We start from the raw sequence: 26,940 nt of genomic DNA, 5'->3' as shown, positions 1-26,940 counted from the left end.
TCATGCTGAGCTGGCCGAAGCATCTCTACCACGCCGCTAGGTTGCTAATCCTCACGGCGTGGTAGAGATGCTTCGGCCAGCTCAGCATGACGTTCTTAATAGGACAAGAAGGAGCGCGTACCTACTGCACCACCAGCCGCGTGCGGCTGGGCGGCGCGGCCGGCGCGGCCAGCTCCACCACGTACACGCCGCTGGCTAAGCCGCTGATTGACAGCTCCAATTCGGCCTGGCCGGCGCTGAAGGCGGCCTGGCGCACCGGGCGGCCCAGGGCGTCGAGCACGCGCACGGCGGCGGCGGGGCCGGGGGCGGCGCGGCGCAGGGTGGCGTGGGTGGTGGCCGGGTTGGGGGCGACGGTGAAGGCCGGGGCGGCGCTGGGGCGGGCGGCGGCCAGCACGTAGGCGCGGTTTTCGAGCACGATAATGCGGTCGTCGGTGGCGGCGGGCGCGCCGCGGCCGTCCTGGTTGCTGGTGCCGATGTACACGCGGCCCTGGGGCGACACGCACACGCTGCGCAGGCGGCCGTAGGTACCGGCCCACAGGTCGGTCTGGCTGGTTACCTGGTTGCCGTCGGCGCTGAGCTGCAACTGCCGGAAGGTGCCGGCCCGCAGGCTAGTGAGCAGCAGCGAGTTAGCCCAGCCGGGCACGGCGGGGTGGTTGTAGTAGGTGAGGCCGGCCACGGCCAGCGGGGGCGTGTAGGCCGCCAGCGGCTCGCGCACGTTGTTGGCGGTGCAAAAGGCCTGCTCGGCGGGCAGGTTGCAGAAGCCCTCCACGGCGGGCCAGCCGTAGTTGCGGCCGGGCTCAATGAGGTTGATTTCGTCGTCGTTGCTGGGGCCATGCTCGGAGCTGTAGATTTTGCCCGAGGGGGGGCGCACCAGGCCCTGCGGGTTGCGGTGGCCAAAGGTGTAGAGGCGGCTGCCGGCCGTGGGGTTGTCGGCGGCGGCGGTGCCATCGGCCAGGTTGAGGCGCAGAATCTTGCCGTTGAGCGAGGTGGTGCGCTGGGCTTCGGGCTGGTTTTGGGCGTCGCCGGTGGTCATCAGCAGGGTGCGGTCGGGCAGGATGAGCAGCCGCGAGCCGTTGTGCGTGGGTACCGCCGTAATGTTATCGAGCAGCACGAGCGGGCTGCCCAGCGTGCCCGCGCTGGCCGAATACGTGAGGCGCACCAGCTTCTCCTGGAGCGCGCCGCCGCTGGTGTAGTTATACACCACGTACACGTAGGGCGCGGTGGTGAGCAGGTCGGGGTGCAGGGCCAGGCCAAGCAGGCCGCTCTCGCCGGTTTCGGTTACCTCGCTGATAGTCAGCAGTGGGAGCACCTGCCCGGTAGTGGGGTTCACGCGGCTGAGGCGGCCGTTGCGCTCGCTCATCCAGATGAAATTATCGGGCCCCCACACCAGCTCCCACGGCACGTGCAGGCCCGTGGCGAGGGCCGAGGCCGTGACGGTAGTAGTGCCCACCTGGTAGGTGCCCAGCACCGGGGCCACTTGGGCCCGGGCCGCGCCCGCCGCCAGGCAAGCCAGCCCGGCCAGTACGAAAGTAGCGCAGTGCTTCATGCTAAAAGGAAATTGAATAGGGGAAGGGTGCTATCGGCGGGGTGCCTGATTATCAAGATACTACCCAACACGTCAAGCATACGATGGATTTTTAGTGAAGGCCGTGGCTCCGGGGGGCAACGGCGTATTTTTGCCCGTACTATGCCACCTATTGCCGTGTTGCCGCTACTGTGTTTTTTTGCTTTTTTGGCGGGGTTCATTGATGGCATGGTGGGCGGCGGCGGCCTCATTCAATTACCCGCCCTGCTGCTACTGCTGCCCGAGGTGCCGGTGCCCACGGCGCTGGGCACCGGCAAAATAGCCAGCCTGGCCGGCACGCTGGCCAGCGCCCAGCGCTACCTGAAAGGGCTCAATGGCGTGCCTATTCGCTGGCGCACGGTGGCCGTGGCGGCGGTAGTGGCGGGCTGCTTCGCGCTGCTGGGCGCCCGCGCCGTAAGCGGTCTCAACAAGGAGCTGGTGAAGCCGCTGGTGCTGGCCCTGCTGGTACTGATGGCCGCCTACACCGCGTGGCGCAAGGACTTCGGCAGCCTGCACGCCCCGCGCCTGGCCGGTAGCCGCGAGCTGTGGACGGGCGTGGCGCTGGGGGTCAGTATCGGGTTTTACGACGGTTTTTTTGGGCCGGGCACGGGCAGCTTGCTGCTATTTGCGTTCGTGGGGCTGTTTGGCTACGACTTCCTGGCGGCCTCGGCCTCGGCCAAAGTCGTCAATATTGCCACCAATATTGCCGGGCTGGCCTACTTCATCTCGACCGGGCAGGTGCTGTATAAAATTGCCCTGCCCATGGCGGTGTGCAACGTGCTGGGCTCGTCGCTGGGGGCGCGGCTGGCGCTGCGCCGCGGCACGGGCTTCGTGCGGGTGTTGTTTCTGGGGGTGGTGAGCGCGTTTATTCTGAAGCTCGGGTGGGAGGTGTTGGGCAAGTAATTTGTAATGAAGTACTTACGGCGCAGGCGGCGCGCCTGAACGACTACCAAAAAAGCCTCCCGCTGTGCACTGGCAGCGGGAGGCTTTTTGCTTATTCAACGCGCCCTAAAACCGGTAGGCAACCGTGGTCATAAACTGGCGCGGGGCGATGGGGTTGATGCTGTACCGGTCGTGCACCAGGTAGCTGAGCGTGTTGCCGAGGTTGGAAACCTTGGCCAGAACGGAGAAGTGGCCGTAGGCGTAGCCCACCGACAGGTCGACGGTGGTGTAGCCGCCGAGCGCGATGGTGCGGCTGAAATAAGGTACGTACCGGGGGTTGGCCGCGCCGCTGGCCAGGGTGGGCTGCAAGGTGATGGGGTCGAGTACGGCGTTGTTGTTGCCGCCCAGGCGCTGGCCGGTGTAGAAGGCCGACGCCCCCACCTTGATGCCCCGCAGGCCGGGCTGGCTGAAGGTGTAAAAAATGGAGCCGTTGGCCGTGTGGGCCGGGTTGTTGGTGAGGCGCTCGCCCTCAAGCTGGGTGCCGACTACGCCCGTAGTGTGGGTGAAGCGGGCGAAGTTATGGGCGTAGCCCACGTTGAAGTAGAAGTCCTTCGAGAGGCTGCCGCTCACGTCGAGGTCCACGCCGTCGCTGGTGGTTTCGCCGCTCAGCTCGCGCACATTGGTTTGGGTGGTGGCGGTGCCGTTGGCCAGGGTGAAAATAGCCTGGGCCAGGTTGCTGTTGCGGTAGCGGTACACGGCGGCGTTGGCAAACAGGCGGCTGCCAAACAGCTCCGTTTTCACGCCCGCCTCGTACTGGTTCACGTACGAAGGCCGCAGCGGCTGCAAGCGGGCATCGACCAGGCCGGCGTTGGTAATGAAGTTGTTGGCGTAGCTGGTGTAGAACGAAACCGTGGGCAGGGGCTGGAAAATCAGCGCGCCCTTGGGCGACCACGCCCGGTCCGACTTATCGGCCGCGGGGCCGGCGGTTTGCACGCCGGTGAGGGTATTGTTGAGCGTGGTTTGCAGCACGTTCTGGTACGAGTAGCGCACGCCACCCAGCACCTTCAGCATGGGCAGCACGGTAACCAGGTCCTGCACGTAGCCGCCGAAGCGGTACGAGGGCGCCATGGTGTAGCCGGTCACGTTGTAAGTGGCCGCATCGGTGCGCTCCGCGTACTTGGCGCGGTCGGTAATGTTGATTTTATCGTACACCGTGAGCGCTCGGCCATCCAAATCCTTATAAGCATAGCCCGAGGCGTTGTTAGTAACGATGCGCAGGGCATCGACGCCCACCAGCAGCTGGTGGGTGAGGGGGCCGGTTGCAAACTTACCGTTCAGGTTCAGCTGGCCATTGTAGTCACGCTCCGCGGTTTGCACGCCGCTCAGCGCGCGCGTCCAGTCGCCGGTGGGGGCAATGTTGCCGTTGGGTAAGGCCACCCCGAGGCCGTGCACCCGGGTATCCGTGATGCCGGCAACGGCATTCACGCGCCACTGGTCCGAGAAGCGGTGGTTGAGCACGGCTGAGGCGCTGGCCTGGTCGGTCACGTTATACGCCCACTTCGCGTTGATGAAGTTGCCGCGCGAAATGCCGTCCGGCAGGCGCGCATCCACGTTCTGGTTGAGGATGCCCACCCCGGCATCGGGCGTAATGTCGGAGCGCAGGTAGTCGCCCTGCACCAGCAGGTCGGTGTTTTCACCAAACTTGTATAGCAGCGAAGGGTTCACGTAAAAGCGCTTCGAGGTCACCACGTCGCGGTAGCTCTTAGCATTTTCGTAGGTGCCCACCACCCGAAACGCCAGGTTTTTGGTGAGCGGCCCGTAGAGGTCCACAATTGGCTTGTAGAAGCTGTTGCTGCCCGCCCGCATCTCCACCGAGCCGCCCCAGCTGTAGCGCGGCTTCTTGGTTATGGTGTTGATAAGGAGGCCGCCCGATACGTTGCCGTAGAGCAGCGCCGCCGCGCCCTTCAGCACCTCCACCGACTCCAGGGTGCTGGCATCCGGAAAGCCCTGGGTATTGGTGAGCAGGCCGTTTTTGAAGATGCTGCCGCCCGAGCCCGCCACCCCGATGCTGGAGCCCCGCGCCGAAAACGTTTCGGCCACGCCGCCGCGCTGCTGCGTCAATGACACGCCGCTCACGTTGCGCAGCGCATCGCCAAGGCGGTTTATCTGCTGGTCGGCAATGACGGTGCTCGTGACCACGCCAATGCTCTGGGGCTGGTCGAGGGGCGCCAGGTCGGCCTTGCTAGCCGACGCCGGCCGGTTGATAACGGCCGTGCCGCCCGTTACCACCACTTCGCTGAGTTGGGCCGAGCTTTCGCGCAGCGCAAAATCAGCGTTGCTGGTCTGGCCGGCCGCCACCGTCACCGTCTGGCGCTGCGGCTGCAAGCCCACGTACGACACTTGCAGCTCGTGGGTGCCCGGCTCCACGCCCGTAATGACGAACGAGCCGTCTTCGGCCGTATTCGCGCCTCGGCCCGACTTCGGAATGCCGACGCTCACAAAAGCGGCCGGCCGGCCATCGCTGGTGCGGATAACCCCCCGAATGGTGCCCCCGCGCTGGTGGCGGCTGGTGGCAGCGGGCTCAGTTGAGGCCGGTGCCTGGCCAAGCGCGGGCAGCGCAACGCTCGTGAGGAGGAGAAGGGCGGAAAGGTTACGCATGCTCTTATTTAGAATCGTTCAACTGAGTGCAAATGTCGCACTGGGTTTAGAATCGTTCCAAATAATAAAAAGACCCAGCCCTACTCAACCCGACTTCAATAAGCAAAGGATAAGAAAGTAAGCAACTGATAGATAATAAGATGCATAATAAAAACAGCTCCTGAGCAAGAGCTTTTTTTATTTAGAATAAAAACAAATAGCCTGGCCGGTGGCTAATCCATCAGTACTTCCTCAGCCACGGCGGGGCCAGCAGGCGCTAGCTCAAACGCCTCGGCCAGCAGCTCGTACGAGCGCAGGCGGTCCTGAAAATCGGCGGTGATGCTGGTGAGCAGCAGCTCCTCCACCTCCTAAGCGGCGGCAATGCGCAGCAGGTGGGGCCGTAGCTGCGCGGGCGTGCCGCTCACCACGCGGCCCTTGTGGTAGGCCAGGCGGGCCTGCTCCTCGGGGCTGAACACGTAGCCATTTTGGCGGCGCTGGGGAAGGGGCCGCGCAGGCCCTGGCCGAAGCGCAGCAGCTGCAAATACAGGGCCTTGGTCAGGGCATCGGCCCGCTCCTCGGTGTCGGCGCACAGCGCAAGCAGCGCCACGCTGGCCTCGGGCGCGGCCAGCTCGGGCGAGGGCCGAAACTGCGCGCGGTAGGTGCGCACCGCCGCCGGCCCACTTCGCCATCGGACCGGAATACGCATTATTTTGTAATTACTTAACTAGTAAGTAGTTAATGATAAACCGCTGTTAAGTTGATTCCGACTGGATTCTCAGCTGCCAAGAAACCGGCTGAAAAACCCGTTGCAGCACAGCGCAAAACATCGGCCTCCGTCGCCTTGTTCCCCGCTCCAAATCACTTTCCTCTTTCCATGTCCACTCCCAATTCGCTGGTGCTAACCGTTGCCGACGGCACCCAGGCCCACGCCTACGTAGCCCAGCCCCAAACCAAAACCGCCGCGCCCGGCATCATCCTGTGCCAGGAAGCCTTTGGCGTGAACGGCCACATCCGCCACGTGGCCGACCGCCTGGCCGCCGCCGGCTACGTGGTGGTAGCCCCCGAGCTGTTTCACCGCACCGCCGAGCCAGGCCTCGAAATACCGTACAGCGAGTTTGCCACGCTGGCCATGCCGCACTACCAGGCCATCACGCCCGAGGGCCTGACCCAGGACTTGCGGGCGGCCTACGACTGGCTGCAAAGCCAGGACAACGTGCAGAAGGACAAAATCGGCACCATCGGCTTTTGCCTGGGTGGCCAGGTGGCCTTCATCGCCAATGCCACGCTGCCGCTGGCGGCGGCCGTGTCGTACTACGGCGGCGGCACCCACACGCGCACGGCTATGGCCAAAGACCTGCACGCGCCGCACCTCTTCTTCTGGGGCGGGCTGGACGAGCACATCAGCAAAGAGCAAATCACGCAAGTGATTGACGCCGTGGAGGCGGCCGGCAAGCCCTACATCAACACGGTTATCTCCTACGCCGACCACGGCTTCAACTGCGACGAGCGCCCCAGCTACAACCAGGACGCCGCCGCCGAGGCCTGGGCCCTGACGATGGCCTTCTTCCAGGAGAAGCTGGGCGCGTAAGCGCTGGTTAGGAGTGAGTTACGGGCCCGCCAGCCCTGGAGCTTGTCTCCAGGTGCTGGCGGGTTTGGTGTAGGTAGTCGGCCAGCAGGTGGGTATGGGGGTCGAGCTGGTGGGCCTGCTCCAGAAAACCCAGCGCCACCGCATACTCGCCCCGGCCGAGGTGATAAATGCCCAGGTTGCGGTAGCCGTAGGCGTTGGTGGGGTCGAGGGCGAGGCCGTGGGCGATGTCGCCGAAACCCCGGGCCTCCTGGCCCAATTTGAGCCAGGATAGGCCCCGGTTGTTGTAAGCATAGGCTACGCTCGCGCCGGCCGCGATGGCCTCGTTGAAATCGTTAATAGCCAACTCGTATTTGCTCAGCAAGTTATAAGTATAGCCGCGGTTGTTGTAGGCATTGGCATAGGGCGTGGCCTGCTCAATGAGCAGCGTGTAAACGTCGATGGCAGGCCCATTCTGGCCGAGGCGCGAAAGCAGTAGCCCCTGCGTAAACAGGTCGTCGTCGCCAAACTCGGTGGGCAGCACCTGCTGAAACTGGCGGCTCACCGTGAGGGCCGGCGCGTAGCTGTGCAGGAGCAGATGCGCCTGCCCGAGCCGCCGGTACAGAGCCGCGCTGGGCCCCAGCTGGCCCAGGAGCAGCTCGTCGAGGCGGGCGCTATCGGCGTAGCGGCCCGCCGCGAAGTGGGCATCGGCCTCCCGGGCCCCGCGCAGCACGCGGCCGTGCTGCAGCAGGCGGCGGGTTTGGGTGCCGTCGGTGTGCGTGAGGCGCCCATTGGCGAGCCTGATGGGCTGGTGCCGCGGCCACAGGTTGAGGACCGCGCTGCCCAGCGCCACGCCAAAAAACAGCACCGGAATGGCCTTGACAACGTTGGCAATTTCTGGGAAGAAGCTGAAGGCCAGCACTATGAAAATACCGGCTACCAGCAGCGGTAGCAGCGGCCCCGCGAGTGTAAACAGCAGGCCGCGCCAGGTTTGGCCGGCTACCATCATAGTGCCTTGCGCCCGGCACAGCCCCCCAGTAAGGGCCAAGCGCAGCGGATTATAGCTGAAATACAGCCGAAACCGCCCCACTTGCAGCCGCCCCCCGCCGGCCGCCTGGCCGTGCGAACCCAGGTACACGGTAACGCGGCCCGCTTGCAGCACCAGCGCCGCCAGGGCGTGGCCCAGCTCGTGCAGGGCCACCAGCCAGATGCGGCACAGCAGCACCAGCAGCCCCAGCCCCAGCATAAAACCACCAACGGGCAGGAGATTAGAAACCATAAAAGTGAAGGTAGCGTGGACTTTGTGAGTCCGCGCGTGAGTCCGCACGTGGGGCCGTTGCGGGATGCTGCTCCGCGCAGACTCACGTACTCCTTCGCCGTCGTGGCCGCCGCTACGCCGGTTGTTGCTCAACGTTCCTGCGCGCGGACTCCAAGCGTCCACGCTACTTCCCTAACCCACACGCTCCGCTGGCCAACGCAACCTTTCGGCCCCAAATACATACACCCTGCTATGAAGTCTTCCCACCGTTCTTCCTGGCTTTGGGCCGCTGGCCTGGGCGCGGCCGCCCTGGCAACCACCGTTTGGCGCAACCGCCGGGGCTCGTATGAGCTCACGGGGCGCACCGTGCTTATCACCGGCGGCTCGCGCGGCCTGGGCCTCGTGCTGGCCCGGCAGGCGGTGCTCGAAGGGGCCCGCGTGGCCATTTGCGCCCGCGATGAGCAGGAGCTGGCCCGCGCCCGCCAGGACCTGCTGCGCTACGGCGGCCCCGAAACCACCGTGCTGGCCCTAGCCCGCGACCTCACCGATGCCGCCGAAGTGCGCAGCCTCATAACCGAGGTCGAAAGCCGGCTGGGCGCCGTGGATGTGCTCATCAACAACGCCGGCATCATCATCGGCGGGCCCCTGGAAAACATGGACACCCGCGACTTTGAGGACGCCATGAACACGCACTTCTGGGCCCCGTTTCACGCCATGCAGGCGGTGCTGCCGAGCATGCGGCGGCGCGGCGAGGGGCGCATCATCAACATTTCGTCGCTGGGCGGCAAGGTGGCCATTCCGCACCTCACGGCGTACAGCGCCAGCAAGTTTGCGCTGGTGGGCCTCTCGGAGGGCTTCCGCGCCGAGCTCAATCAGCACGGCATTTACGTGACCACCGTGTGCCCCGGCCTGCTGCGCACCGGCAGCGCCCAAAACGCTGATGTGAAGGGCAACCACGAAAAAGAGTACGCCTGGTTTAGCGTGGCCGATGCGCTGCCGGGCTTCACCATGAGCGCCGAGCAGGCCGCCCGCCGCATCTGGAACGCCACCCGCCGCGGCGACGGCGAGCTGATTTTGTCCTTGCCGGCCAAGCTGCTGGCGGGCTTCCACGGCTTGATGCCCGGCATCACTACCGATGCGCTGGCCTGGGTAAACCGCGCCCTGCCCGCCGCCGGCGAAAGCGAAGCCGCCAACGAGCGCCGCAAAGGCTACGAAAGCGAAACGGCCATCACCAAGTCGTTTCTCACTAAGCTTAACCGCGACGAGGCGGCGCGCAACAACGAGAATTAGCGAGTAGCGCGAAGTTTCCACTGCGTGCGTGAGCAACGCGAGCATCCGACATCGGGGTTTACCCGGTTCCGGATGCTCGCGTTACTCGCGCACGCAGTGGAAACTTCGGGCTACTGCATTACGGCGTGAGCAGCGCCGCCAGCTGCCGCAACGTGATTTCGGCCGACTTGGCGGCGTAGCGGTAATTCACGAGCCGGTAGCCGGCGTCCTCGAAGCTCTGCTGGGCAATGCGCACATCGACCAGCGTGGAGAGGCCAGCGTCGAGGCGTAGCTGCACCAGCTTGAGGAGCTGGCGGGCGGTGCCATAGTTCTGCTCGGCGGTGGTGATGAGGCTGAGCTGTTTCTCGTACGACTCCCAGGCCTTGAGGGCGTTGAGGCGGTAGTCGCGCTGCAAGGCGTTGCGTTGCAGCTCGGTGGTGCGGGTGTTGAGGCGGGCAATATCGACTAGCTTCTTGTTGACGCCGCCCGTGTAGATGGGCAGCGACAGGCCCAGGCCCGCGTAGGGCCCGTAGCTCTGGTTGAAGAGCGTGTTGCCCACCGCGTTCTGACTGCGCGCAAAGTTGGTGCCCGCGTTCACGCCCAGCGAGGGGTAGCGGTTGGCCCGGGTTTCGCGCACAAGTAGCTCATTCACACGTACTTGGCGCTCGGCGGCCAGCAGGTCGGGGTTTTTGTCGAGCGCGCCTTGCAGCTGGGCCCAGCTGAGGGAGCGGTCCACCGGAATGGTGTCTTCCACGGCCACGGCCTGCGTGAGGTCGAGGGTGAGGGCGCGCAGCAGGTCGGCGGTGGCCTGCTGGGCGGCCAGCACCTGCTGCTGCTGGGTGAGCAGCTGGGCGTTGAGGTCGAGTTGAGCCTGAAACTTATCGGCATTGTTGGCCAGGCCCACGGCCTGGCGCGCCTCGATGAGGCGCAGCTTCTGGCGCGATACCTCCACCGAGGCCTCCAGGGTGCGGATGTAGCGCTGCTGCTGCACCACGGCGTAGTACTTCAGGCTCACGTCGGCCAGCACGTTTTGCACCGTCGAGTTGAGCTGGAGCTGGCTGATTTGGGCCAGCTCATCCAGCCGCTTGCGGGTGGCCACCACCCGGCCGCCGTTGTAGAGCAGGTAAGTGCCAGCCAGCCCCACGTTGTACTGCGTCGAGCGGGCCCCGGTAGCGGCGCGCGGGTCGCCGGTGTTAAACTGCTGCCGCGTGTTGTTAACTACCGCGTTGTTGCTGGCGTTGAGGGCCACGCGGGGCAGCGCGCCCGCAAAGCCCGCGTTGTTTTGCAGTTCCTGCACCTCCACGTTGGTCTGGCCGATTTGGATGTCGAGGCTGTTTTTGAGCGCCGTGGTGAGGGCGTCGTGTAGCGTCAGCACCGGGCCGGGGGCCGGGCCCTCGGGCGAGCGCGGCGTAGTGGCCGGCGCCGTTTGGGCCAGGGTGGTAAAGGCTAGCGTAGACAGCAAAATGCTGAGGGACAATAACTTCATGATAGGCAAAAACAATCGTTTGTCATGCTGAGCTTGTCGAAGCATCGCTACCACGCCGTTCGATTAGTGAACCCAGCGGCGTGGTAGCGATGCTTCGACAAGCTCAGCATAACGTTCTTTTTAACAAAGGTTGCCCGTCACGCCACCACCTCCGCCGGCTCGTGCGTCGCCACGGCTTCGCCCGCCGCCGCTACCGGCTTGGGCTCTTTGGCGATAAACGTGTAGATGGCCGGAATAACTAACAGCGTGAGGACCAGCGAGAACAGGATGCCGCCCACAATAACGGTGCCCAGCGGCTTGCGGCTGGTGCTGGCCGCGCCCAGGCTCAGGGCGATGGGCAAGGCACCCAGCGCGGTGGCCAGCGAAGTCATCAAAATGGGGCGCAGGCGCTGCTGGGCGGCCAGCCGCACGGCCTCGCGCAGGGGCAGGCCGGCATCGCGCTGGTGGTTGGCAAACTCCACGATGAGGATACCGTTTTTGGTGACGAGGCCAATGAGCATAATCATCCCGATTTGCGAGAAGATGTTGATAGTCTGGCCAAAAGCCCACAAACTGAGCAGCGCGCCCGCCAGCGCCAGCGGCACCGTAAGCAGGATGATGAGCGGGTCGCGGAAGCTCTCGAACTGCGCGGCCAGCAGCAAATAAATCAGCACCAGGGCCAGGATGAAGGCAAACGTGGTGTTGCCCGCGCTCTCGGCAAAGTCGCGCGACGAGCCGGTGAGGGCGGTTTGAAACACGTCGGGGTCCAGCACTTTATCGGCGATGGCCTGCATGGCGCGCACGCCGTCGCCCACGGTTTTGCCCTCGGCCAGCTGCGCCGACACGGTGGCCGCCTTAAAGCGGTTGAAGTGGTAGAGCGTGGCCGGGTTGGAGTTCTCGACCTGGTGCACCACCGCCGAGAGCGGAATGCTCTCGCCCCGGCTGTTGGTGACGTAGAGGCGGCTGATGTCGTTGGGCGCGCTGCGGGCGTCGCGGTCCACCTGCCCGATTACCTGGTACTGGCGGCCATCGCGCAGGAAGTAGGCCATGCGCCGGCCCCCGAAGGCACCCTGCACGGCCGCCGCCACGTCCTGCGTGGTCAGGCCCAAGTCCCTGATTTTCAGGCGGTCGAAGGTCAGCTGCACCTCGGGCTTGTTGAACTTGAGGTTGGCGTCCACGCTCTGAAAGGTGGGGTCTTGCTGGGCGGCGGCCAGGAACTTGGGCAGCGCCTCGCGAATGCGTTCAAGGTCGGTGGTTTGCAGCACAAACTGCACCGGCACGCTGCTCTTCGAGCCCGAGCCCACGGCGATGGTTTGCTCCTGCACCACAAAAATGCGGGCGTCGTTGAAGCGTTTCGTGTTGCGGGTCAGGTACTTGGCTATCTGCTCCTGGGTGCGCTGGCGCTGGTCGGGCGGCACGAGGCCGGCGCGCACCTGCGCCGTGTTGGAGCTGCCGCCGGCGGGCGTGCGGGCAAACACGAAGTCGTTTTCGGGCACCGAGTCGTTCACGAAAGCCGCCACTTGGCCGCTGATTTTCTCCATCGCCCCGAAGCTCGTGCCCTCCGGCCCGGTCAGCACCAGGCGCACGCTGCTGCGGTCTTCGAGCGGGGCCAGCTCGGTAGGTAAGCCCTTGCCAATGAAGAAGATAATGCCCGCGCAGGCTGCTACCACCACCCAGGCCAGCGAGCGCACCCGCAAAAACTTGCCCACGATGCGGCCGTACCCGCTTTCCATGCCCTTAAAAAAAGGCTCCGTGCGGTCGTACAGCTTGCCGTGGCCGCTGCCGCCGCCCTTGTTTTCGCGGTGCAGCACCACGTTGAGCACCGGCGTAATGGTGAGCGACACGAAGGCCGAAATCAGCACCGCGCCGGCCACCACCACCCCAAACTCGCGGAACAGGCGCCCCGTGAAGCCTTCCAGAAATATCACCGGCAAAAACACCACCGCCAGCGTGAGCGAGGTGGCGATGACGGCGAAGAAAATCTCCTTGCTGCCCTCGCGCGCCGCGTCCTTGATGTTCATGCCCTCTTCGAGCTTGCGGAAGATGTTCTCCGTCACCACAATACCATCGTCCACTACCAGGCCGGTGGCCAGCACAATGCCCAGCAGCGTGAGGATGTTGATGGTGAAGCCCGCCAGGTACATGATGAAAAACGTGGCAATCAGCGAAATCGGAATGTCGATGAGCGGGCGCAGGGCCGTGAGCCAGTTGCGGAAAAAGAAGAAGATAACCAGCACCACCAGCCCAAACGAGATGAGCAGCGTTTCCTCCACTTCCTCAATCGAGTTGCGCACAATCTTGGTGTTGTCCACAATCACCTTCATCTGAATGTCAGCTTTGTTCTCCTTCTGCACCTCGGCCAGGCGCTTGTTGAATTCTTCGGCAATCTTGACGTAGTTGGCGCCCGGCTGCGGGATGATGGCCATGCCCACGGCGTAGGCTCCGTTCAGCTTCCAGCTCTGCTCGTAGCTTTCGGGGCCCAGCACAATGCGCGCTACGTCGCCGAGGCGCACGATACCGCTCTTGTCCTCGCGCAGAATGAGGCTGCGAAACTGCGTTTCCGTCGAGAAGCGGGCCATGGTGCGGATGGTCAGCTCGGTGTTGCCACCGTAGATTTTGCCGGCCGGCACCTCCACGTTTTCGGCGTTGAGGGCCTGCTGCACGTTGGTAAACGACACCTGGTAGGCGTCCATCTTGGCCGGGTCGAGCCACAGGCGCATGGCGTAGCGCTGCTGCCCAAAGATGTTGATGGCCGACACCCCATCAATGGTCTGGAAGCGCTGTTGCAGGTTGTTTTCGGCAAAGTCGCTGAGCTCCAGCAGGCTTCTGGTGCGGCTCTGCACGGCCAGGATGAGGATAAAATCGGAGTTGGCGTCCGACTTGGCCACCACCGGCGGGGCGTCGATATCCTGCGGCAGCGAGCGCACGCCCTGGCCCACCTTGTCGCGCACGTCGGAGGCGGCGGCCTCCAAATCGACCCCCAGGTTGAACTCGACCGTGATATTGCTGGAGCCCAGCGACGAGCTGCTGGTGATGGACTTGATGCCCGGAATGCCGTTTATCTGCTTTTCCAGCGGCTCCGTTATCTGGTTCTCAATCACGTCGGCATTCGCCCCTGTGTACGAGGTGCTTACGCTGATAATGGGCGGGTCGATGGCCGGGTAGTCGCGCAGGGCCAGAAACGAGAAGCCCACCCCGCCAAACAGCAGCAGCAGCAGGTTGAAAACCGTGGCCAGCACCGGGCGTTTCAGGGATAGTTCGGAGATGTTCATTCTTTAGTGGGAATACCGCGCAAAAAGGTCGTCATGCTCATCTGGCGTCCACGCAGTGAAGCATCTCGCGTGGTGTACTAACTCAATCGTTCAACGGTCTTGATTACTGCTGCGAGCGAGATGCTTCACTGCGTGGACGCCAGATGAGCATGACGGCCTTTTACTTAGTTCTTCGCCTGCGCCTTGCGCACCTTCACCGGCTTGCCGGGCTGCGTAAACAGCACCCCATTCGTCACCACCGAGTCGCCGGCGGCCAGGCCGCTGATGATGGCGATGTGGTCGTTCTGGCGGTCGCCGGTGCGCACGTTCTGCAGCACGGCCTTGCCGTTTTTTACGAGTACTACCTGGTCCGACTTATCGCCGGGCAGCAGGGCATTGGTGGGCAGCAGCACGCTGCGGCGGGCCGCGCCGGCGGGCACGCGCACGCGGGCAAAACTACCGGGGCTCACCTGCGCGCCGGGGGGCAGCAGGGCGCGCACGGTGAGGTTGCGGGTGGTTTGGTTCACCTGGCTTTCCTGGGCCAGCACGGTGGCGGGGTAGCGGCGCGGCGGGTTGCCGGCCAGGTACACCAGCACCACGCTGCCGGGGTGCACCACGCTGCCGCTGGCCTCGGGCAGGGTAAAATCGACCTTGAGCTTGGTATCGGCCTGCAGGGTGGCGATGATGGTGGCGGGCGTGACGTAGGCCCCGGCGCTCACCTGGCGCAGGCCCAGCACGCCGGTGAAGGGCGCGCGAACGATGGTTTTGGCAATCATGGCCTGCGAGTAAGCGGCGTCGGCCTCGTTGCTGCGCACCTGGCTCACGGCCAGGTCGTAGTCGGCCTGGTTCACGCCCTGCACTTTGAGCAGCGTTTGCAGGCGGGTTTGCGAGAGGCGCGACACTTGCAGCAGCGCCCGCGTTTTCTGGAGCTGGGCCTGCAAGTCGGCATCGTTGATGCGGGCAATAATGCTGCCTTTGGTAACGCGCTTACCCTCATTCACTTGCAAAAACGTGAGGCGGCCGTTCACCTCGGGGTGCAGCTCCACAAAGTCGTTGGCCACTATCGTGCCGTTGGCTTCTACCGAGTCGGTTATGGTGGAGGGGCGGGCCACCAGCACATCGACCAGGGCGGGGCCGGTGTCTTTCTTGCCACCTTTGCCGCCCTTGGCTTCGTCGGGTTTGGCGTGGCAGCCGGCTAGCAGGGCCAGGGCCCCGGCCACTACAAGCGGCGTAGTGTGGCGCAAAGCCGCGGAAAAAAAAGGCATACGGGAAGTAAGTGATAATCAGCGGGCCGCGCGATAAAACACGGCCCACCGGCCAGGCGGCGGTCAACAGGCAGCCCACCGTTCGGGTTCAGTGCGCGGGCGCAATGACGCGCCCCGCCGGGCGGGGGTTGCGCCGCCCGCCCGTATTTTCACCGCCATGAAAAAGCCCGCCTCGCCCGCCGTGGCCCCCGCCGCCACTACCCAAACCACACCCGTGCCCGCGCGAAACTACTTTGCCGACGTGCACGAGGTAACGCGCCTGGTGCCGCCGGGCCGCGTTACCAGCTACGGGGCCATTGCGCACTACCTGGGGGCCCGGCACGGCTCGCGGGCCGTGGGCTACGCCCTCATGGCCGCCAACCTCGACGCCGCCACGCTGCGCCGCGAAGCGCCCGTGCCCGCCCACCGCGTCGTGAACCGGCTGGGGCAGCTCACGGGGCGGCACCACTTTCCCACGCCCACCGCCATGCAGGAGCGCCTGGAGGCCGAAGGCGTGCGCGTGGAGGCCGACGTGGTAGTGGATTTCAAAAAGCTGTACTGGGACCCGGCCGTGGAGCTGGGATAGGTCTTAGTCAATCAGGCGCGAGACGGCGGCCGCGCCTACTTCGACTTTCACTTGTTGAAGCGGGACGTCTTGGCCTGGGCGGCACTCCAAATAAACGGCGGTTTCGGCGGTGGGGAGCACGGGCAGGGTGACTTCCATGCCGCCGGCCAGCTGTATTCGCACGGTTAGCGGCTGGCCGGCGAGGGGCGAAAACTGCAGGTATTCGCCTGCGGCTAGGCTTTGTGCCGGCTGGTCAGGGGCCAGGCGTATTTGCGCGGCTGGCCCTTTGGCCGACCGGGGTCGGTAAACCAGTAGTTGCGTTGGCCGGCTCAGCGGATTGGGTAAATGCTGCGCGGATAAAGAACGCTGCGTGGGTAGAAAAGGCGTGCCCGTGCCCGTGTCCAGATTTAGCTCGTAGCGTTCGCGCGTTAGCGCAGCCGTTCCGTAGGCAGGTACACCGTAGCCGCGAAGCTTCGGTGGGGTGTAGAACATAAAGCCGCCGAGCTGCGGCAGGAGCCGATGATACGCGAAATCGAACTGAATGTAAGCATGTTGCCCATCGGAAAAGCCCCAATAAATAGTGGCTGGTCTGCGCCGGCCATTGGCCTCGTGGTAGTAGGGCGTTACCCCGTAATCGTCGGCGCGCTCGGCGTTGCTATTTGGGTGGCGTTCCACCTCCAGGCGGTCAGCTTCGGTTGGCTGATTATTTCTAAAATCGTCGAAAGTGCGGTAAAATCCTGCCCGGCGCGTGGCACCCTCAGCCAGAATAGGCCAGCGCGAGCCAGTGGGCGGGGCCGGCTCGGCGGCCCGCAGTTGACTGTTTACGCGGCGCGGTTCGTTGGGCAGCCATTGCGCCAAATTGCCACCTGTGCCCAATGCCCCAAGCAATACGTCGCTCAAATTTTGGCTGTGCGCAACCAACGCTGCCTCGCGCTTGCCAGTCAGCGGGCGCTGGGCAGCCTCCGCGCAGCGGGCCACCAGCTGGTAGCTGCTGTCGGGCCCCATCCGGTAAAATTCGGCTTCCAGGTGCGCCAGCGTCTGTAGTTTTAGCTCCTCTAGTTCAAGCCGGGTTAGCCGCATCACTAGCTCTTGGCCAGGAGTTTTGCTTGGCGGCACTTGCTGCTGCAAAAATGCCAGTAGCGTAGGGGCGAGGGGTTGCGCAAACGTCACGGGCTGCGGGCCCGCCCCGCCCGAAAGCGAGTAGCCGAGCGCCATTGGTCGGCCCGGCCGGGCATCCACTACTTGGCTCACGCCCACCAAGCCGGGCGGCACCGCACGCGCCGCTACCAGCGGGGGCAGGTACTGCACTACCTGCGCCGCGCCTGGCCGCACTAAAATCAGGCAGCCCAGCAGCAAGCTGAAAAAGAATAGATTTTTGGCCATAAGCAGGTTGAATACCTGATAAAGATAGTATTGCTCACAAAAGCACAAGGCCTGTAGTCAGTGCCAGCACTAGCTCCGGCTTGCGGCCCAGTACCTCCTCCTTTTGGTGCGCCATTGGTGCGGGCGAGTAGCTGCCCCGCCCCGCTACTCGCCCGCTGCGCGGGGCTTAATAACCCGCAGGTCAAACGTGCCGACCTGGGCCGATACCAGCTCCATGGGCGGCCGGGTTTCATCGTCGGGGTAGCGCACCACCTTCACGTATATGGGGTGCAGAAAATCGGGCTGAAACACCAGCTCCCGGTCCTTGCGCGTGCCCAGCCGCAGGTGCATCTCGCCCACGTGCTCAGTGTACGAAATGGTAAGTAATTGATTTTCTGATAGTTGTCCCACTAACTTTTCGTTGAGGTACACGGGCTCCGGCTTGGTGCCGAGGCTGCTTTTGCGGCAGTAGATGTGCAGCAGCACCGTGTCGGGCGTGGTCACGTAGTCGTCTTCGGCCAATGTCGATACGCGGCCCGTGAGCAGGCTCAGGGTGTAGTCGGTGGGGCGGCCGCTGGTAGAGGCCGACGCGAGGGCCGCGCCCGCCAGGCCGCCCAGCACGGCGCCCGTGCTCACCGCGCCGGCATCGGCCACGCTGGGCCCCACAAAGCCGAAGGTGTCGCCCTGCCGCGCCAGCTGCCAGTAGCGCTTGCGGTGCAGCAGGTACACCTGCCGGCCATCCGAGAAGCCCCACGCGCCCCGCAGCTGCGCGCCGCGCCGGCCATCGGGCTCCTGCAAGTAGGGCGTGTAGGTCGATACGCCGCCCCAGCCCTTGCCAAATACCCGCTCGGGCACCACCACCAGCGCCGGGCTGGCCACCGGGGTGTTGTTGCGAAAATCGAGAAACGTGCGGTAAAACCCCGCCGGCCGCACCGAGTCGGTGAGCACGGGGTAGGCCTGGCGGGCCACCGGGCGCGCCGCTGGCAGCTCGGCCACCGGGTGGCCGGGCTGGGCAGCCACGGCGGCCCAGTCGGTGCCGGCCAGCTGCACCAGGCAGGCTTGCAGGGCCTGCGCCAGCTGGCGCGGGTGGCGGCCGGTGGTTTCGAGGCCCTTGCTCTGCACCGTTTCGTGGGTGCTGCCGGCAAAGTGGGCATTACCTTGGGCATCAAGTAGATAAAAGTCCAGGGCTACCTCGTCGGTGGCCTGCTCGGTGGTGAAGGTGAGGTCTTCCTGCACGTGCAGGGCGCGCACCACGGCCAGCACGGGCTGGTCGGTGGGCTGGGCGGGCAGCTGCTGGGTCAGCAGCGCTTGCAGGGCCAGCGTCACGGTGGGCTTGAGGTCGGCGCGCTGGGGCACGTTGGCCATGCCCCGCCGCACCGTGCCGATGCCCGCCCGCACGGGCCGCCCGTCGAGCACCTGCCTGATGTAGAACGTGCGCCCCGGCACGGCCAGCGCCTGCGTGCTCAAGTCAATCTCGTGCGACTGGGCCGCGCACGGGCTAGCCGCGCCCCCAACCCCCAGCCCAACGGCCATTAAAAAAGTAGCAAAACGCATAGGTAATCTGAAAGGAATAACACCGCCAAAGATGCGGCCCGCGCCGTTACTATTCCCTTAGTTGAGCGGCAGGTTGCTGTTCAACGGGGTACCTCACGGGACCCCGTTGGGGCCAGCCCCCGGTTCGCTTTAGGCGCGAAGCCTCACAGAGAGGGGGAGCCAGGCGTCAGCTACCAATCGCGCAAAACCGTTCTCCCCTCTCCTTTTCGGAGAGGGGGTTAGGGGGTGAGGCGCTCCGTTGAACGGCCAGATTCTACGCCGCCCCCTCCAAATGGCAGTCCTTATACGGCTTGCCACTCCCGCAGGGGCAGGGCGAACCGGCCGCCAGCACCGGGCCGGTACTGGCGGCCTGGGCGGGTTGCCCGGGGTGCTGGTGCAGGGCCTGGGCCAGCAGGTCATACAGCGCGGGGTGCCCCTCTTGCAGCTGCTCGGGGCGCTCGAAGAAAGCCTCATTCACCACCGCGAAAAACTCGGCCTCGTTGGTGCCGGCGTAGGGGTCGAGGTCGGAGCGGCCGGCCCGGATGGCGGCCAATTCGCGCCGCACCACGGCGGCCCAGGCGGGGCGCAGGGCGGGCGGCAGGCCCGCGCCGGGCACGCCGTCAATTTGGCCGTCGGCCTCGTCTACGAGGTGGGCAAACTCGTGCACGCCCACGTTGTGCCGGTCGGCGGGGTTGGTGAAGCCCTGCACCAGGGCGGCGCGGCTCAGGCGCATGTACTGCGAGGTCTGGAAGCGCTGCACCGAGCCCAGCAGGGTGCCTTGCAGCGGCAGTACCTCGTGGTCGGGCTGGGCTTCGAGCTGCCAGGCGTCGGGCACAATCAGCACCTCGTGCAGGGTGGGGTATTCCCAGCCGGGGAAGCCGAACACCGGGATAACGGCCGCCGCCGCCGCGAGCACCCGCGTGAGGTCATCGACCTCGGTTTGGATGCCGGTGAGGCGCGTGCGGGCCAGAAAAAGCTGCATGGCCTGCTCAAACCGCGCCCGGCCTTCGGGGGCGAGGGCCCGGTAAAAGGCCACGTTTTCGACCAGTAGCGCGCGCCAGGCGGCCGGAAAAGGGGTGGCCAGGGCCGCCCGGCGGCGGCGACTATCGGCGGTGAGGTAGCGGTAGAAAACCGCCAGCAGGGCCAGCAGCGTAAGCAAAACCAGCGCGTAGGAGAGGGGCATGGCTGGCTTAACGGCCGCCCGGCCCCGGTGGTTGGGCCGCCCGTTTGCCTTTTCATTCGCAAATTTGTACCCATTCCCCTTTCCTTCGTCTTTCCCCTGCCTGCCCCGATGAACGCCGCCGACCTCAACGCCGCCTTGCTGGCCCTGATTGAAAAGAAAGCCGAGCTGCACACGCTCACCTACGACGATGCCCGCTACGACGACGTGGAGGAATCGCTTCACGACCTCGAAGACGACTTCAACGACGACTACGGCCCCGACCTCGAAGCTGCGCTGGAAAAGGTGCACCTGGAGCTGAAATCGGATACCGACGTGCTGCTGCCCACCGCCTACCTGCCCGCCACCGACAAGCCCCAGAAGGAAGACGGCGTCTGGATTGACTCGGAGAAGTACCCCGGCCGCGTGCGCCTCGTGCTGCGCGCCACCCCGCCCCGCTTCATCCTCACCACCAGCAAAGGCCAGGAACACGAGCTCTGGAAAGCGTAGCAGGCAGTAGGTCAACTAATTGAATAAAGAACGTCATGCTGAGCTTGTCGAAGCATCTCTACCACGCCGCTTGAGTTACTAACCTCGTCGGCGTGGTAGAGATGCTTCGACAAGCTCAGCATGACGTTCTTTTTTGTCCGGCGTTTTCCTTCAATACCCAGCCTCCCGCGCTAGCCCGCGCCGGCCGCGCCCAGCTGCGCCACCTCGGCCGGGGTGAGGCCGTAGAGGGCGGCCACGAGCGCATCGACCGCCGCCTCGGCCGCGCGGGTGTCGGCGGTGGCATCGGCGGCGCGGGCCGCCAAAATCTGCGCCACCAGCGTGGCTACCGCCGCCTGCTGCTCGGCCGTGGCCGTGGGAATGGGTAGTTGATTTAGGTACTTAGGCTTGTATTCAAAGAAGGCGTCTTTCAGCTTCGCCCCAATAGACTTGAAGAAGTAATCGGTAGCGCTTGAATTAAGAACACCTAACAGAAATAAGTCATCGGTGGGAATAATCGTAGTCTTGTCGTTGGAATAAATACCAAGCGTGTCATAGGTGTAAGGCGCACCAGTGGCAAAAGTGGGAATGATAATCTTCGGCTTCTCAAACTCATTGTAATAGTCACAAGCACGGAGTTCCCACCAATAATTGCCTTTATCAGAGCGGGCAGTAGCGGCTTCCTGGAATGGAAGCAGATAGTTCGCCACAGCAGGATAATGAGCTGTAAGCGCTTCCCAAGGAGTAGCGTATTTGGGTGTGACAGGCGGCACGGCATATACCCCGCGCTTGTTGCGCTGCCAACCCAACTGCTTGCGCGTCCAGCCACTCGGTAGAAGAATAAGAAAGCTTTCGTTTTGAGGTTGGCGATACCTTTTCACATCACGACCTGCCAAAAAGGGTTTAATAACCTCTGCTGAGCGTACATCTTCAGCAACGAGCCGGGCCCGGGTTTCAGCATTTATTATAAAAGCTGCATTAAAGCCAGTAAGAATGCCCCTATAGACAGTTCCATCGACATACTCCCCAAGCGGCTGGCCTGCTGCCTTTATTTTGTTTAATAACGCCTGACTATCATTGTCCGCCAAGCTCCAGCCGCTACTTGCCAGGCTGGCCTGCGAAACCTGCCGAACGTGGGTATCTACCAGCTCATCGAGCGTGGGCGGCGGCAGCCGGGGAATGGCGGCGGCGCGGAAGCTGCTGGCCGGGGTAGGTGCCAGCTTATGCACCGTGAGAATGGCCGGGTAGGCTTTGGTCTGGGGGAAAACGTAGAGGTCGCCAAAATCAATAAACTCCACCAGCTCGTGGGTTTTTTGGAGCCAGCCGCGCAGAGGCGCACCGTAGCCAGTGCTGAGCCATTTGTTGGGCGCAATGAACGACAGCTCGCCGCCGGGGGCCAGCAGGTCGAGGCCCAGCTCAATAAAGTAGGTGTAGAGGTCGGCGGCCCCGTCAAACGTGGCAAAGCGTTTCTTGAAAAAGGGTTTGCTGGCCGCAAACGCCTCCTGCCGGATGTAGGGCGGGTTGCCGAGCACCACGTCGAAGCCCTGGAAGCGGGCGTCATCGTCGAGCACCTCCGGAAACTCGAAGCGCCACTCGAAGGCCTGCTGAAAGAACACGCCCTGGCGGTGGTCGGCCAGCTCGCGGCGGCGCTGCTCCACCAGCAGCGTGCGCTTGCGGTGCTCCGTGGCGTAGCTCTCCTCATCGAGGCGCTTGCCGAAGAGGTCGCTCTGGGCCTTTTCGAGCTGCAACACTTGCAGCTCGGCATCGGCGAGCTTCTTGGCGAAGGGGTCGGCCTGCGAAATGCGGCGCGCCACGTTGGCCTTGAGCTCGGCCAGGGTGGTGTCGAGCTGCTGGCGCGCCACCTGCCCGCTGGCCCCGAAGTACTCGTGCACCAGGCTTTTGTAGCGCTCCACGGTGATGCCGGCCGTGCGAAACACCTGGCCCAGGGGCGCGCCCAGCGCGTGGCGGCTCACCAGCGAGTTGCCGGTGCGCACGTTGAGGTCGAGGTTGGGCAGGGTTTCGAGGTCCTGAAAGCCGCTCTCGGGCCGGTAGTAGGCGTGCTTGAGCAGCTCAATCCAGAGGCGCAGGCGGCAAATGCGCACGCTGTTGGGGTTGAGGTCGACCCCAAACAGGGCGTGCTCCATGAGGGCGCGCTTCTCGCGAAACAGGGCGGCTTGCAGGCGCGTGTACTTGGCGGCCACGGTGCGCTGGCCGGTGGCGGGGTCGTAGGTAGCCACCTTGTAGCGGGCGGGCGCATCGGTGTCGTTGTCGGTGATGAGCAGCTCGTCGTGCTCCACGCGCAGGGTGTAGTCGAGCAGCTGGCCGTCGGCATCGAGCAGCAGGCGCAGGTCGGCCTTGAGGGCCAGCAGCTCATTCAGCGCGCTCACCAGAAAGTGCCCGCTGCCCACGGCCGGGTCCAGCACGGTGAGGCCATTAAACCAGCCGGCATACTCGGCCCGGCGCTTTTTGCTGAAGCCATCGCGCAGCTCCTCCCAGCTGGTGCAGCCCGCCAGCTCGGGGAAGCGCGCCGCCGCCGCGCCCTGGGTAAAGCGCCGCACCACGGCCCGGCGCAGCGTGTGGCGGGCCATGTACATGGTGACGAAGCCGGGCGTGTAAAACGAGCCGTCGCGGTAGCCGTTTATCTTCTCAAACACCAACCCCAGCACCGCCGCCGACAGCAGGGCTTTGGCCGGGGCCGCCTCGCCGGGCCCCGCCGCCGCCGGGCCGGCGCTGGGGTCCGAGCCAAAGTCAAACGCATCCAGAAAACCCAGCAGGTAGGGCAGCGCCAGCCACTGGCCGGGGGCATCGGGGGCGGCGGGCGGCGCGGTGGCGCCCTTCTTGCGCAGCACCGACTGCGGAAACGGGGCCAGCCCGGCGCGGTCGCTCAGCTCGCGTACGTAGAGCACGGTTTCCTCCAGCGGCGCGGGCTGAAACAGCGACGAGTTGAGGTAGGGCAGCTCGCGAAACGCGGCCCGCACATCGGCGGGCCGCTGGGCCGGCGGCCGGTTCAGCACCCCAAAAAAGAGCTTGTTCAGCTCATCGTACTCGGGCAGCCGGCCGGGGGTGAGAAAGCGGAAGTCGGCGGCGTGGGCGGCCGGGTGGTAGTGCACCAGCTGGGCCTCCAGCAGCTTGAGAAACAGCAGGCGGTTGACCCACACCAGGCACAGGGCCAGGGCCACTTCCTCGCGCTGGCGGGCGGGGTCGGGGCCGTACTCGGCCAGCACCTCGGCGGGCACGCGGCCCAGGTCGTGGCCGATATCCATCTGATACAGAATGTTTTCAAGCAGCGAGCCCGCCTGGCGCGTGCCCTCGGCGCAGCGCCCAATGCGGCGCACCCCGCCCACGGCCGTTTCCTGCAAGCCCATGAGGTACAGCAGCTCGGCGTAAAACTCCTGGTTGAGCGTGTTGGCATCGGGCCGCTGGCTCGGAAACTCCTTCAGCAGAAACCCCGGCCCAAACACCCGCCACAGGTCGGTGAGGGCCGCCGGCGCGGTGGGCGCGCCGGGCCGCAAATCCACGTAGGTAGCGCGCAGGCTACCCGCCGCCTCGGCTAGAAACTTGCCGGCGATATTCTGGTAAAAGAAGCTGGTGTCGGGGCTCGCCTTGGCCTTATTCTTGAAATCCTTAAAGGCGCGCCGCAGCTCGGTATTCTTCCAAAAAAGCGCGTTAAAATCCTGGGCATCAAAAATATACCACTCGAAGCCGGTCGTCACCACCAGGCGGCGAAAGTCGTCGGCCCGGTCGTCGCTGCGGTCTTCCAGGTAATAGAACAGCAATTGCTGAAACGCCTTGCGGTTGAGGTCGCCGGGGGCCAGCATTTCCTGCGGGTTTTTGGGCCCCTTCACCTCTAGGATAACGCCCACCGGCGAGGCGGCCGTGTCGCCGAGGTGCAGCGCCAGGTCGCGCTTGCCATTGACGTTGCCGTAGCGCTCGGCCACCGGCCCCGGCCCCAGGGCTGGCGTAGTATCGCGCAGAAAATCAAGGATATGCGTTTCGCCGTGCCGCTCAATCTTGGTCGGGTCGAGGTGCTTGAGCAGCCGGCCCAGCTGCTGCTGGAAGGTGGCGAGCTGGTCGGCGGTGGGCTTGAGGCGGCGCAGGGCGGCATCGGCCGCTACGGTTTGGGCAGGCGTGAGCGTAGTGAGGGCAAGCATGGTGGCAAGATAGGGCAGCCCCACCCCCTAGCCCCCTCCCCTGCGGGGGAGGGGGAACTAGCTTTAGTAGTAGTATCTGAAATTTAGATTTTTAGAGCTAGAGCTAGTTCCCCCTCCCCCGCAGGGGAGGGGGCTAGGGGGTGAGGCGCCCGCGGAGGGCGACAAGCACCAGACCATAACGGCCCGAAGGCCCGCTACGTCTACATAAAGTCGCTCAGCTCCAGCCAGCGCTCACCCTTGGCATCTAACTCTTTATCAACTACTTGCAAGCGGGCGGGCCACTTCGTCAGCTCCTCCCGCGAGCCCTGGCCGGCGGCCAGGCTGGCCACGAGCTGCTCCTTCTCCTTTTCCAGCGCGGCAATGTCCTTCTCCAATTGCTCAAACTCCTTCTTCTCGGCGAAGCTGGCGCGGCGCTTGGGCGGGGCGGCCACCGGGGCGGGCGCGGCCGGCGTGGCGGCGGCTACTTTGGCAGCGGCGCGGGCCACCTTGGCGGCTTTTTCCTCGGCTTCGAGGGTGGCTTCGGTTTCGCGCTCGGCCAGATAGTCGCGGTAGTCGGTGTAGTTGCCGGGGAAGTTGAGCACGGCCCCGCCCGGCTCCAGGATAAACAGGTGCTCAGCCAGGTTATCGAGGAAGTAGCGGTCGTGGCTCACAATGAGCAGGCAGCCCGCAAAGTGCAGCAGGAAGTCTTCCAGAATGTTGAGCGTGCCCAGGTCCAGGTCGTTGGTGGGCTCGTCGAGAATGAGGAAGTTGGGGTTGCGTACCAGCACGCGCAGCAATTGCAGGCGGCGCTTTTCGCCGCCGCTCAGCTTGCTCACCAGCGTGTACTGCTGGGCCGGCGGAAACAGAAACAGCGTGAGAAACTGGCTGGCCGTGAGCACGTCGCCGTTGGCGAGCTCCACCACTTCGGCCACTTCCTTCACAATGTCAATCACGCGCTGCGTGGGGTCAAATTCCAGCTCCGTTTGGGTGTAGTAGCCAAATACGGTGGTTTGGCCCACGTCCACGGTCCCGCTGTCGGGCTTGAGCTTGCCGGTGAGCATGTTGAGCAGCGTGGACTTACCCGCGCCGTTGGGCCCCACCAGGCCGATGCGGTCCTTTTTCTTGAACACGTAGCTGAAATCATCCAGCACCACCTTGTCGCCAAACTTCTTGTTCAGGCTGTCGGCCTCGATGATTTTGCCGCCCTGGCGGGTGGTTTTCACGCTCAGTTCCAGCTGCTGCTTGCTGAGGTTGGTGCTGGCCTTTTCCTTGGTCACGTAAAAGGCGTCGATGCGGGCCTTCTGCTTGGTGCCGCGGGCCTGGGGCATGCGGCGCATCCACTCCAGCTCCTTGCGGAAGAGGTTGCGGGCCTTCTCCACCTCCACAGTTTCGCGCATTTCGCGGTCGGCCTTTTTCTCCACAAAATACGAGTAGTTGCCCTGGTAGCGGTACATGGTGCCCTTATCGAGCTCCACGATTTCGTTGGCTACTTTATCCAGGAAATACCGGTCGTGGGTCACCATCAGCAGCGTAAGGCTGGGCGAGTTGAGGCGGTTTTCGAGCCACTCGATGGTGGCCAGGTCCAGGTGGTTGGTGGGCTCGTCAAGTAGCAGCACGTCAGGCTCTTCGATGAGCACGCGGGCCAGGGCCACGCGCTTGCGCTGCCCGCCCGAAAGCTTGCTCACGTTGCGCGTCAGCAGCTCGCCCAAAATGCCCAGCTTGCCCAATATCTGCTGCACCTGCGACTCGTAGTCCCAGGCGTTGAGCGTGTCCATGCGCTCCATCACGCGCTGCAAGTCGTCGGGGTTGTGGTTGGGGTCGTTCACCACGTGCTCGTAGTCCTTCACGGCGCGCAGCGTATCGTTCTGGCTGGCGAAGATGGTTTCCTCCACCGTCAGGCTTTCGTCGAACACGGGCTGCTGGCCCAGGTAGGTCACGCGCATGCCCTGGCGGCGGGTCACGAGGCCGGTATCGGGGTTTTCAAGGCCGGCCAGCACCCGCATGAGCGTGGTTTTGCCGGTGCCATTGATGCCCACAAACGCAATGCGCTGCCCCAGTTGCAGCCCAAAGTTGAGGTTTTGAAACAGCCAGCGGTCGGCGTAATTCTTCGAGATATTCTCGGCGGAGAGCAAGTTCATAAGTAGTACAAAGGTACGATGGGCAGCCAGCGTATCTTTGGGCTATGGCATACAGTGATTTTACCCTCGAACGCTTGATTCGCGAATTTGGCGTGAAAGTGCGCGGTGAGCGCTCACTCTTTACCGATGTAGCGCCAATTGAACCAAGTCCTTGGCTACTCGAATCTCTGGCTCGCGCTAATAATATCGGTTTTGGGAGCGAAAAATCACGTTCCGAGCGGTTGGTTTCACCAGTGCTGATGGAACTGAGTAACCTAAATCATGATAATTTTGCCATCATCTCTGGTGCCAATTTAGACGTTGATACTAGTGGTTGAAAAACATTAGATAGTCGGGTATAATTTAGCAAGTTTGATGCGAGCATCGGCCGTTTTGAATTGCCAGTTGCGGGGCTTGGGCCGCGCATTCTGGCGGTCTTGCCACTGTTCTACCA

Annotated in this window: 19 protein-coding genes; 6 read left to right on the top strand and 13 right to left on the bottom strand. The window is 64.2% G+C overall.

The features are described 5' to 3' along the window. Window positions 1-121 precede the first annotated feature (121 nt). Window positions 122-1,546, bottom strand: coding sequence for a PQQ-dependent sugar dehydrogenase (locus tag QMK33_RS21690; RefSeq protein WP_283566722.1), 1,425 nt, complete (start codon window positions 1,544-1,546; stop codon window positions 122-124). Between the two features lie 141 nt (window positions 1,547-1,687). Between QMK33_RS21690 and QMK33_RS21685 the strand changes: the two genes are divergently transcribed. Continuing rightward, window positions 1,688-2,467, top strand: a complete 780-nt coding sequence (locus QMK33_RS21685; RefSeq protein ID WP_283566721.1) for a sulfite exporter TauE/SafE family protein — start codon at window positions 1,688-1,690, stop codon at window positions 2,465-2,467. A gap of 105 nt (window positions 2,468-2,572) precedes the next feature. On the opposite strand, the gene QMK33_RS21680 is transcribed toward QMK33_RS21685, so the two are convergent. The 3 genes from QMK33_RS21680 to QMK33_RS21670 form a co-directional block, all read right to left on the bottom strand. Beyond that, window positions 2,573-5,104: a TonB-dependent receptor gene (locus tag QMK33_RS21680; protein ID WP_283566720.1), complete on the bottom strand. Its 2,532-nt coding sequence runs from the start codon at window positions 5,102-5,104 to the stop codon at window positions 2,573-2,575. Between the two features lie 212 nt (window positions 5,105-5,316). Next, the gene (locus QMK33_RS21675) at window positions 5,317-5,448 is read right to left on the bottom strand and encodes a hypothetical protein (RefSeq protein ID WP_283566719.1); all 132 of its coding nucleotides are present in this window, start codon (window positions 5,446-5,448) and stop codon (window positions 5,317-5,319) included. Between the two features lie 56 nt (window positions 5,449-5,504). Continuing rightward, window positions 5,505-5,789, bottom strand: a complete 285-nt coding sequence (locus QMK33_RS21670; RefSeq protein ID WP_283566718.1) for a hypothetical protein — start codon at window positions 5,787-5,789, stop codon at window positions 5,505-5,507. Window positions 5,790-5,957: 168 nt separating this feature from the next. Between QMK33_RS21670 and QMK33_RS21665 the strand changes: the two genes are divergently transcribed. Beyond that, window positions 5,958-6,671 carry a dienelactone hydrolase family protein gene (locus QMK33_RS21665; protein WP_283566717.1) on the top strand — a complete coding sequence of 238 codons (714 nt, stop codon included), beginning with the start codon at window positions 5,958-5,960 and terminating at the stop codon, window positions 6,669-6,671. Window positions 6,672-6,678: 7 nt separating this feature from the next. Here the strand turns inward: QMK33_RS21665 and QMK33_RS21660 are convergent, their stop codons facing one another. Further along, window positions 6,679-7,926, bottom strand: coding sequence for a tetratricopeptide repeat protein (locus QMK33_RS21660; RefSeq protein WP_283566716.1), 1,248 nt, complete (start codon window positions 7,924-7,926; stop codon window positions 6,679-6,681). A 231-nt stretch (window positions 7,927-8,157) separates the two neighbouring features. Here QMK33_RS21660 and QMK33_RS21655 point away from each other — a divergent pair, with 231 nt between their 5' ends. Then, window positions 8,158-9,195, top strand: coding sequence for an SDR family NAD(P)-dependent oxidoreductase (locus QMK33_RS21655; RefSeq protein WP_283566715.1), 1,038 nt, complete (start codon window positions 8,158-8,160; stop codon window positions 9,193-9,195). Between the two features lie 118 nt (window positions 9,196-9,313). Here the strand turns inward: QMK33_RS21655 and QMK33_RS21650 are convergent, their stop codons facing one another. From QMK33_RS21650 to QMK33_RS21640, 3 genes are all read right to left on the bottom strand, one after another. Further along, window positions 9,314-10,660, bottom strand: coding sequence for a TolC family protein (locus QMK33_RS21650; protein ID WP_283566714.1), 1,347 nt, complete (start codon window positions 10,658-10,660; stop codon window positions 9,314-9,316). A 137-nt stretch (window positions 10,661-10,797) separates the two neighbouring features. Beyond that, on the bottom strand, window positions 10,798-13,911 hold the full coding sequence (locus tag QMK33_RS21645) for an efflux RND transporter permease subunit (RefSeq protein WP_283566713.1): 3,114 nt from the start codon (window positions 13,909-13,911) through the stop codon (window positions 10,798-10,800). A gap of 164 nt (window positions 13,912-14,075) precedes the next feature. Further along, on the bottom strand, window positions 14,076-15,155 hold the full coding sequence (locus tag QMK33_RS21640) for an efflux RND transporter periplasmic adaptor subunit (protein WP_283566712.1): 1,080 nt from the start codon (window positions 15,153-15,155) through the stop codon (window positions 14,076-14,078). A 157-nt stretch (window positions 15,156-15,312) separates the two neighbouring features. On the opposite strand from QMK33_RS21640, the gene QMK33_RS21635 reads away from it, so the two are divergent. Beyond that, window positions 15,313-15,720 (top strand): MGMT family protein, encoded by a 408-nt coding sequence (locus QMK33_RS21635; protein WP_283566711.1) that lies wholly within the window; start codon window positions 15,313-15,315, stop codon window positions 15,718-15,720. Between the two features lie 3 nt (window positions 15,721-15,723). On the opposite strand, the gene QMK33_RS21630 is transcribed toward QMK33_RS21635, so the two are convergent. From QMK33_RS21630 to QMK33_RS21620, 3 genes are all read right to left on the bottom strand, one after another. Next, complete coding sequence (locus QMK33_RS21630; protein ID WP_283566710.1) at window positions 15,724-17,082, bottom strand: hypothetical protein; 1,359 nt, start codon at window positions 17,080-17,082, stop codon at window positions 15,724-15,726. 144 nt (window positions 17,083-17,226) lie between these two features. Beyond that, window positions 17,227-18,615, bottom strand: coding sequence for a hypothetical protein (locus QMK33_RS21625; RefSeq protein WP_283566709.1), 1,389 nt, complete (start codon window positions 18,613-18,615; stop codon window positions 17,227-17,229). A 253-nt stretch (window positions 18,616-18,868) separates the two neighbouring features. Continuing rightward, window positions 18,869-19,777, bottom strand: a complete 909-nt coding sequence (locus QMK33_RS21620; RefSeq protein ID WP_283566708.1) for a zinc-dependent peptidase — start codon at window positions 19,775-19,777, stop codon at window positions 18,869-18,871. A 108-nt stretch (window positions 19,778-19,885) separates the two neighbouring features. Between QMK33_RS21620 and QMK33_RS21615 the strand changes: the two genes are divergently transcribed. Beyond that, window positions 19,886-20,263 carry a hypothetical protein gene (locus tag QMK33_RS21615; RefSeq protein WP_283566707.1) on the top strand — a complete coding sequence of 126 codons (378 nt, stop codon included), beginning with the start codon at window positions 19,886-19,888 and terminating at the stop codon, window positions 20,261-20,263. A gap of 170 nt (window positions 20,264-20,433) precedes the next feature. Here QMK33_RS21615 and QMK33_RS21610 read toward each other — a convergent pair whose 3' ends face one another. Both QMK33_RS21610 and QMK33_RS21605 read right to left on the bottom strand, forming a co-directional pair. After that, window positions 20,434-24,390 (bottom strand): type IIG restriction enzyme/methyltransferase, encoded by a 3,957-nt coding sequence (locus QMK33_RS21610; protein ID WP_283566706.1) that lies wholly within the window; start codon window positions 24,388-24,390, stop codon window positions 20,434-20,436. A gap of 200 nt (window positions 24,391-24,590) precedes the next feature. Next, window positions 24,591-26,507: an ABC-F family ATP-binding cassette domain-containing protein gene (locus QMK33_RS21605; RefSeq protein WP_283566705.1), complete on the bottom strand. Its 1,917-nt coding sequence runs from the start codon at window positions 26,505-26,507 to the stop codon at window positions 24,591-24,593. 44 nt (window positions 26,508-26,551) lie between these two features. Here QMK33_RS21605 and QMK33_RS21600 point away from each other — a divergent pair, with 44 nt between their 5' ends. Beyond that, window positions 26,552-26,824, top strand: a complete 273-nt coding sequence (locus QMK33_RS21600) for a hypothetical protein (protein ID WP_283566704.1) — start codon at window positions 26,552-26,554, stop codon at window positions 26,822-26,824. The last annotated feature ends 116 nt before the right edge of the window (window positions 26,825-26,940 follow it).

This window comes from Hymenobacter sp. H14-R3 (assembly GCF_030063445.1).
Classification (GTDB): domain Bacteria; phylum Bacteroidota; class Bacteroidia; order Cytophagales; family Hymenobacteraceae; genus Hymenobacter.
The sequence above is the reverse complement of the archived record's forward strand: the minus strand, read 5'-3'. Positions and strand labels throughout refer to the sequence as shown.

Bases quoted from the DNA above. Each gene is read 5' to 3' on its own strand.
- QMK33_RS21660 (WP_283566716.1), bottom strand. From the start codon at position 7,926: ATGGTTTCTAATCTCCTGCCCGTTGGTGGTTTTATGCTGGGGCTGGGG.
- QMK33_RS21605 (WP_283566705.1), bottom strand. From the start codon at position 26,507: ATGAACTTGCTCTCCGCCGAGAATATCTCGAAGAATTACGCCGACCGC.
- QMK33_RS21600 (WP_283566704.1), top strand. From the start codon at position 26,552: ATGGCATACAGTGATTTTACCCTCGAACGCTTGATTCGCGAATTTGGC.
- QMK33_RS21645 (WP_283566713.1), bottom strand. From the start codon at position 13,911: ATGAACATCTCCGAACTATCCCTGAAACGCCCGGTGCTGGCCACGGTT.
- QMK33_RS21620 (WP_283566708.1), bottom strand. From the start codon at position 19,777: ATGCCCCTCTCCTACGCGCTGGTTTTGCTTACGCTGCTGGCCCTGCTG.
- QMK33_RS21685 (WP_283566721.1), top strand. From the start codon at position 1,688: ATGCCACCTATTGCCGTGTTGCCGCTACTGTGTTTTTTTGCTTTTTTG.
- QMK33_RS21640 (WP_283566712.1), bottom strand. From the start codon at position 15,155: ATGCCTTTTTTTTCCGCGGCTTTGCGCCACACTACGCCGCTTGTAGTG.
- QMK33_RS21635 (WP_283566711.1), top strand. From the start codon at position 15,313: ATGAAAAAGCCCGCCTCGCCCGCCGTGGCCCCCGCCGCCACTACCCAA.
- QMK33_RS21655 (WP_283566715.1), top strand. From the start codon at position 8,158: ATGAAGTCTTCCCACCGTTCTTCCTGGCTTTGGGCCGCTGGCCTGGGC.
- QMK33_RS21665 (WP_283566717.1), top strand. From the start codon at position 5,958: ATGTCCACTCCCAATTCGCTGGTGCTAACCGTTGCCGACGGCACCCAG.
- QMK33_RS21690 (WP_283566722.1), bottom strand. From the start codon at position 1,546: ATGAAGCACTGCGCTACTTTCGTACTGGCCGGGCTGGCTTGCCTGGCG.
- QMK33_RS21610 (WP_283566706.1), bottom strand. From the start codon at position 24,390: ATGCTTGCCCTCACTACGCTCACGCCTGCCCAAACCGTAGCGGCCGAT.
- QMK33_RS21615 (WP_283566707.1), top strand. From the start codon at position 19,886: ATGAACGCCGCCGACCTCAACGCCGCCTTGCTGGCCCTGATTGAAAAG.
- QMK33_RS21670 (WP_283566718.1), bottom strand. From the start codon at position 5,789: ATGCGTATTCCGGTCCGATGGCGAAGTGGGCCGGCGGCGGTGCGCACC.
- QMK33_RS21630 (WP_283566710.1), bottom strand. From the start codon at position 17,082: ATGGCCAAAAATCTATTCTTTTTCAGCTTGCTGCTGGGCTGCCTGATT.
- QMK33_RS21650 (WP_283566714.1), bottom strand. From the start codon at position 10,660: ATGAAGTTATTGTCCCTCAGCATTTTGCTGTCTACGCTAGCCTTTACC.
- QMK33_RS21625 (WP_283566709.1), bottom strand. From the start codon at position 18,615: ATGCGTTTTGCTACTTTTTTAATGGCCGTTGGGCTGGGGGTTGGGGGC.
- QMK33_RS21680 (WP_283566720.1), bottom strand. From the start codon at position 5,104: ATGCGTAACCTTTCCGCCCTTCTCCTCCTCACGAGCGTTGCGCTGCCC.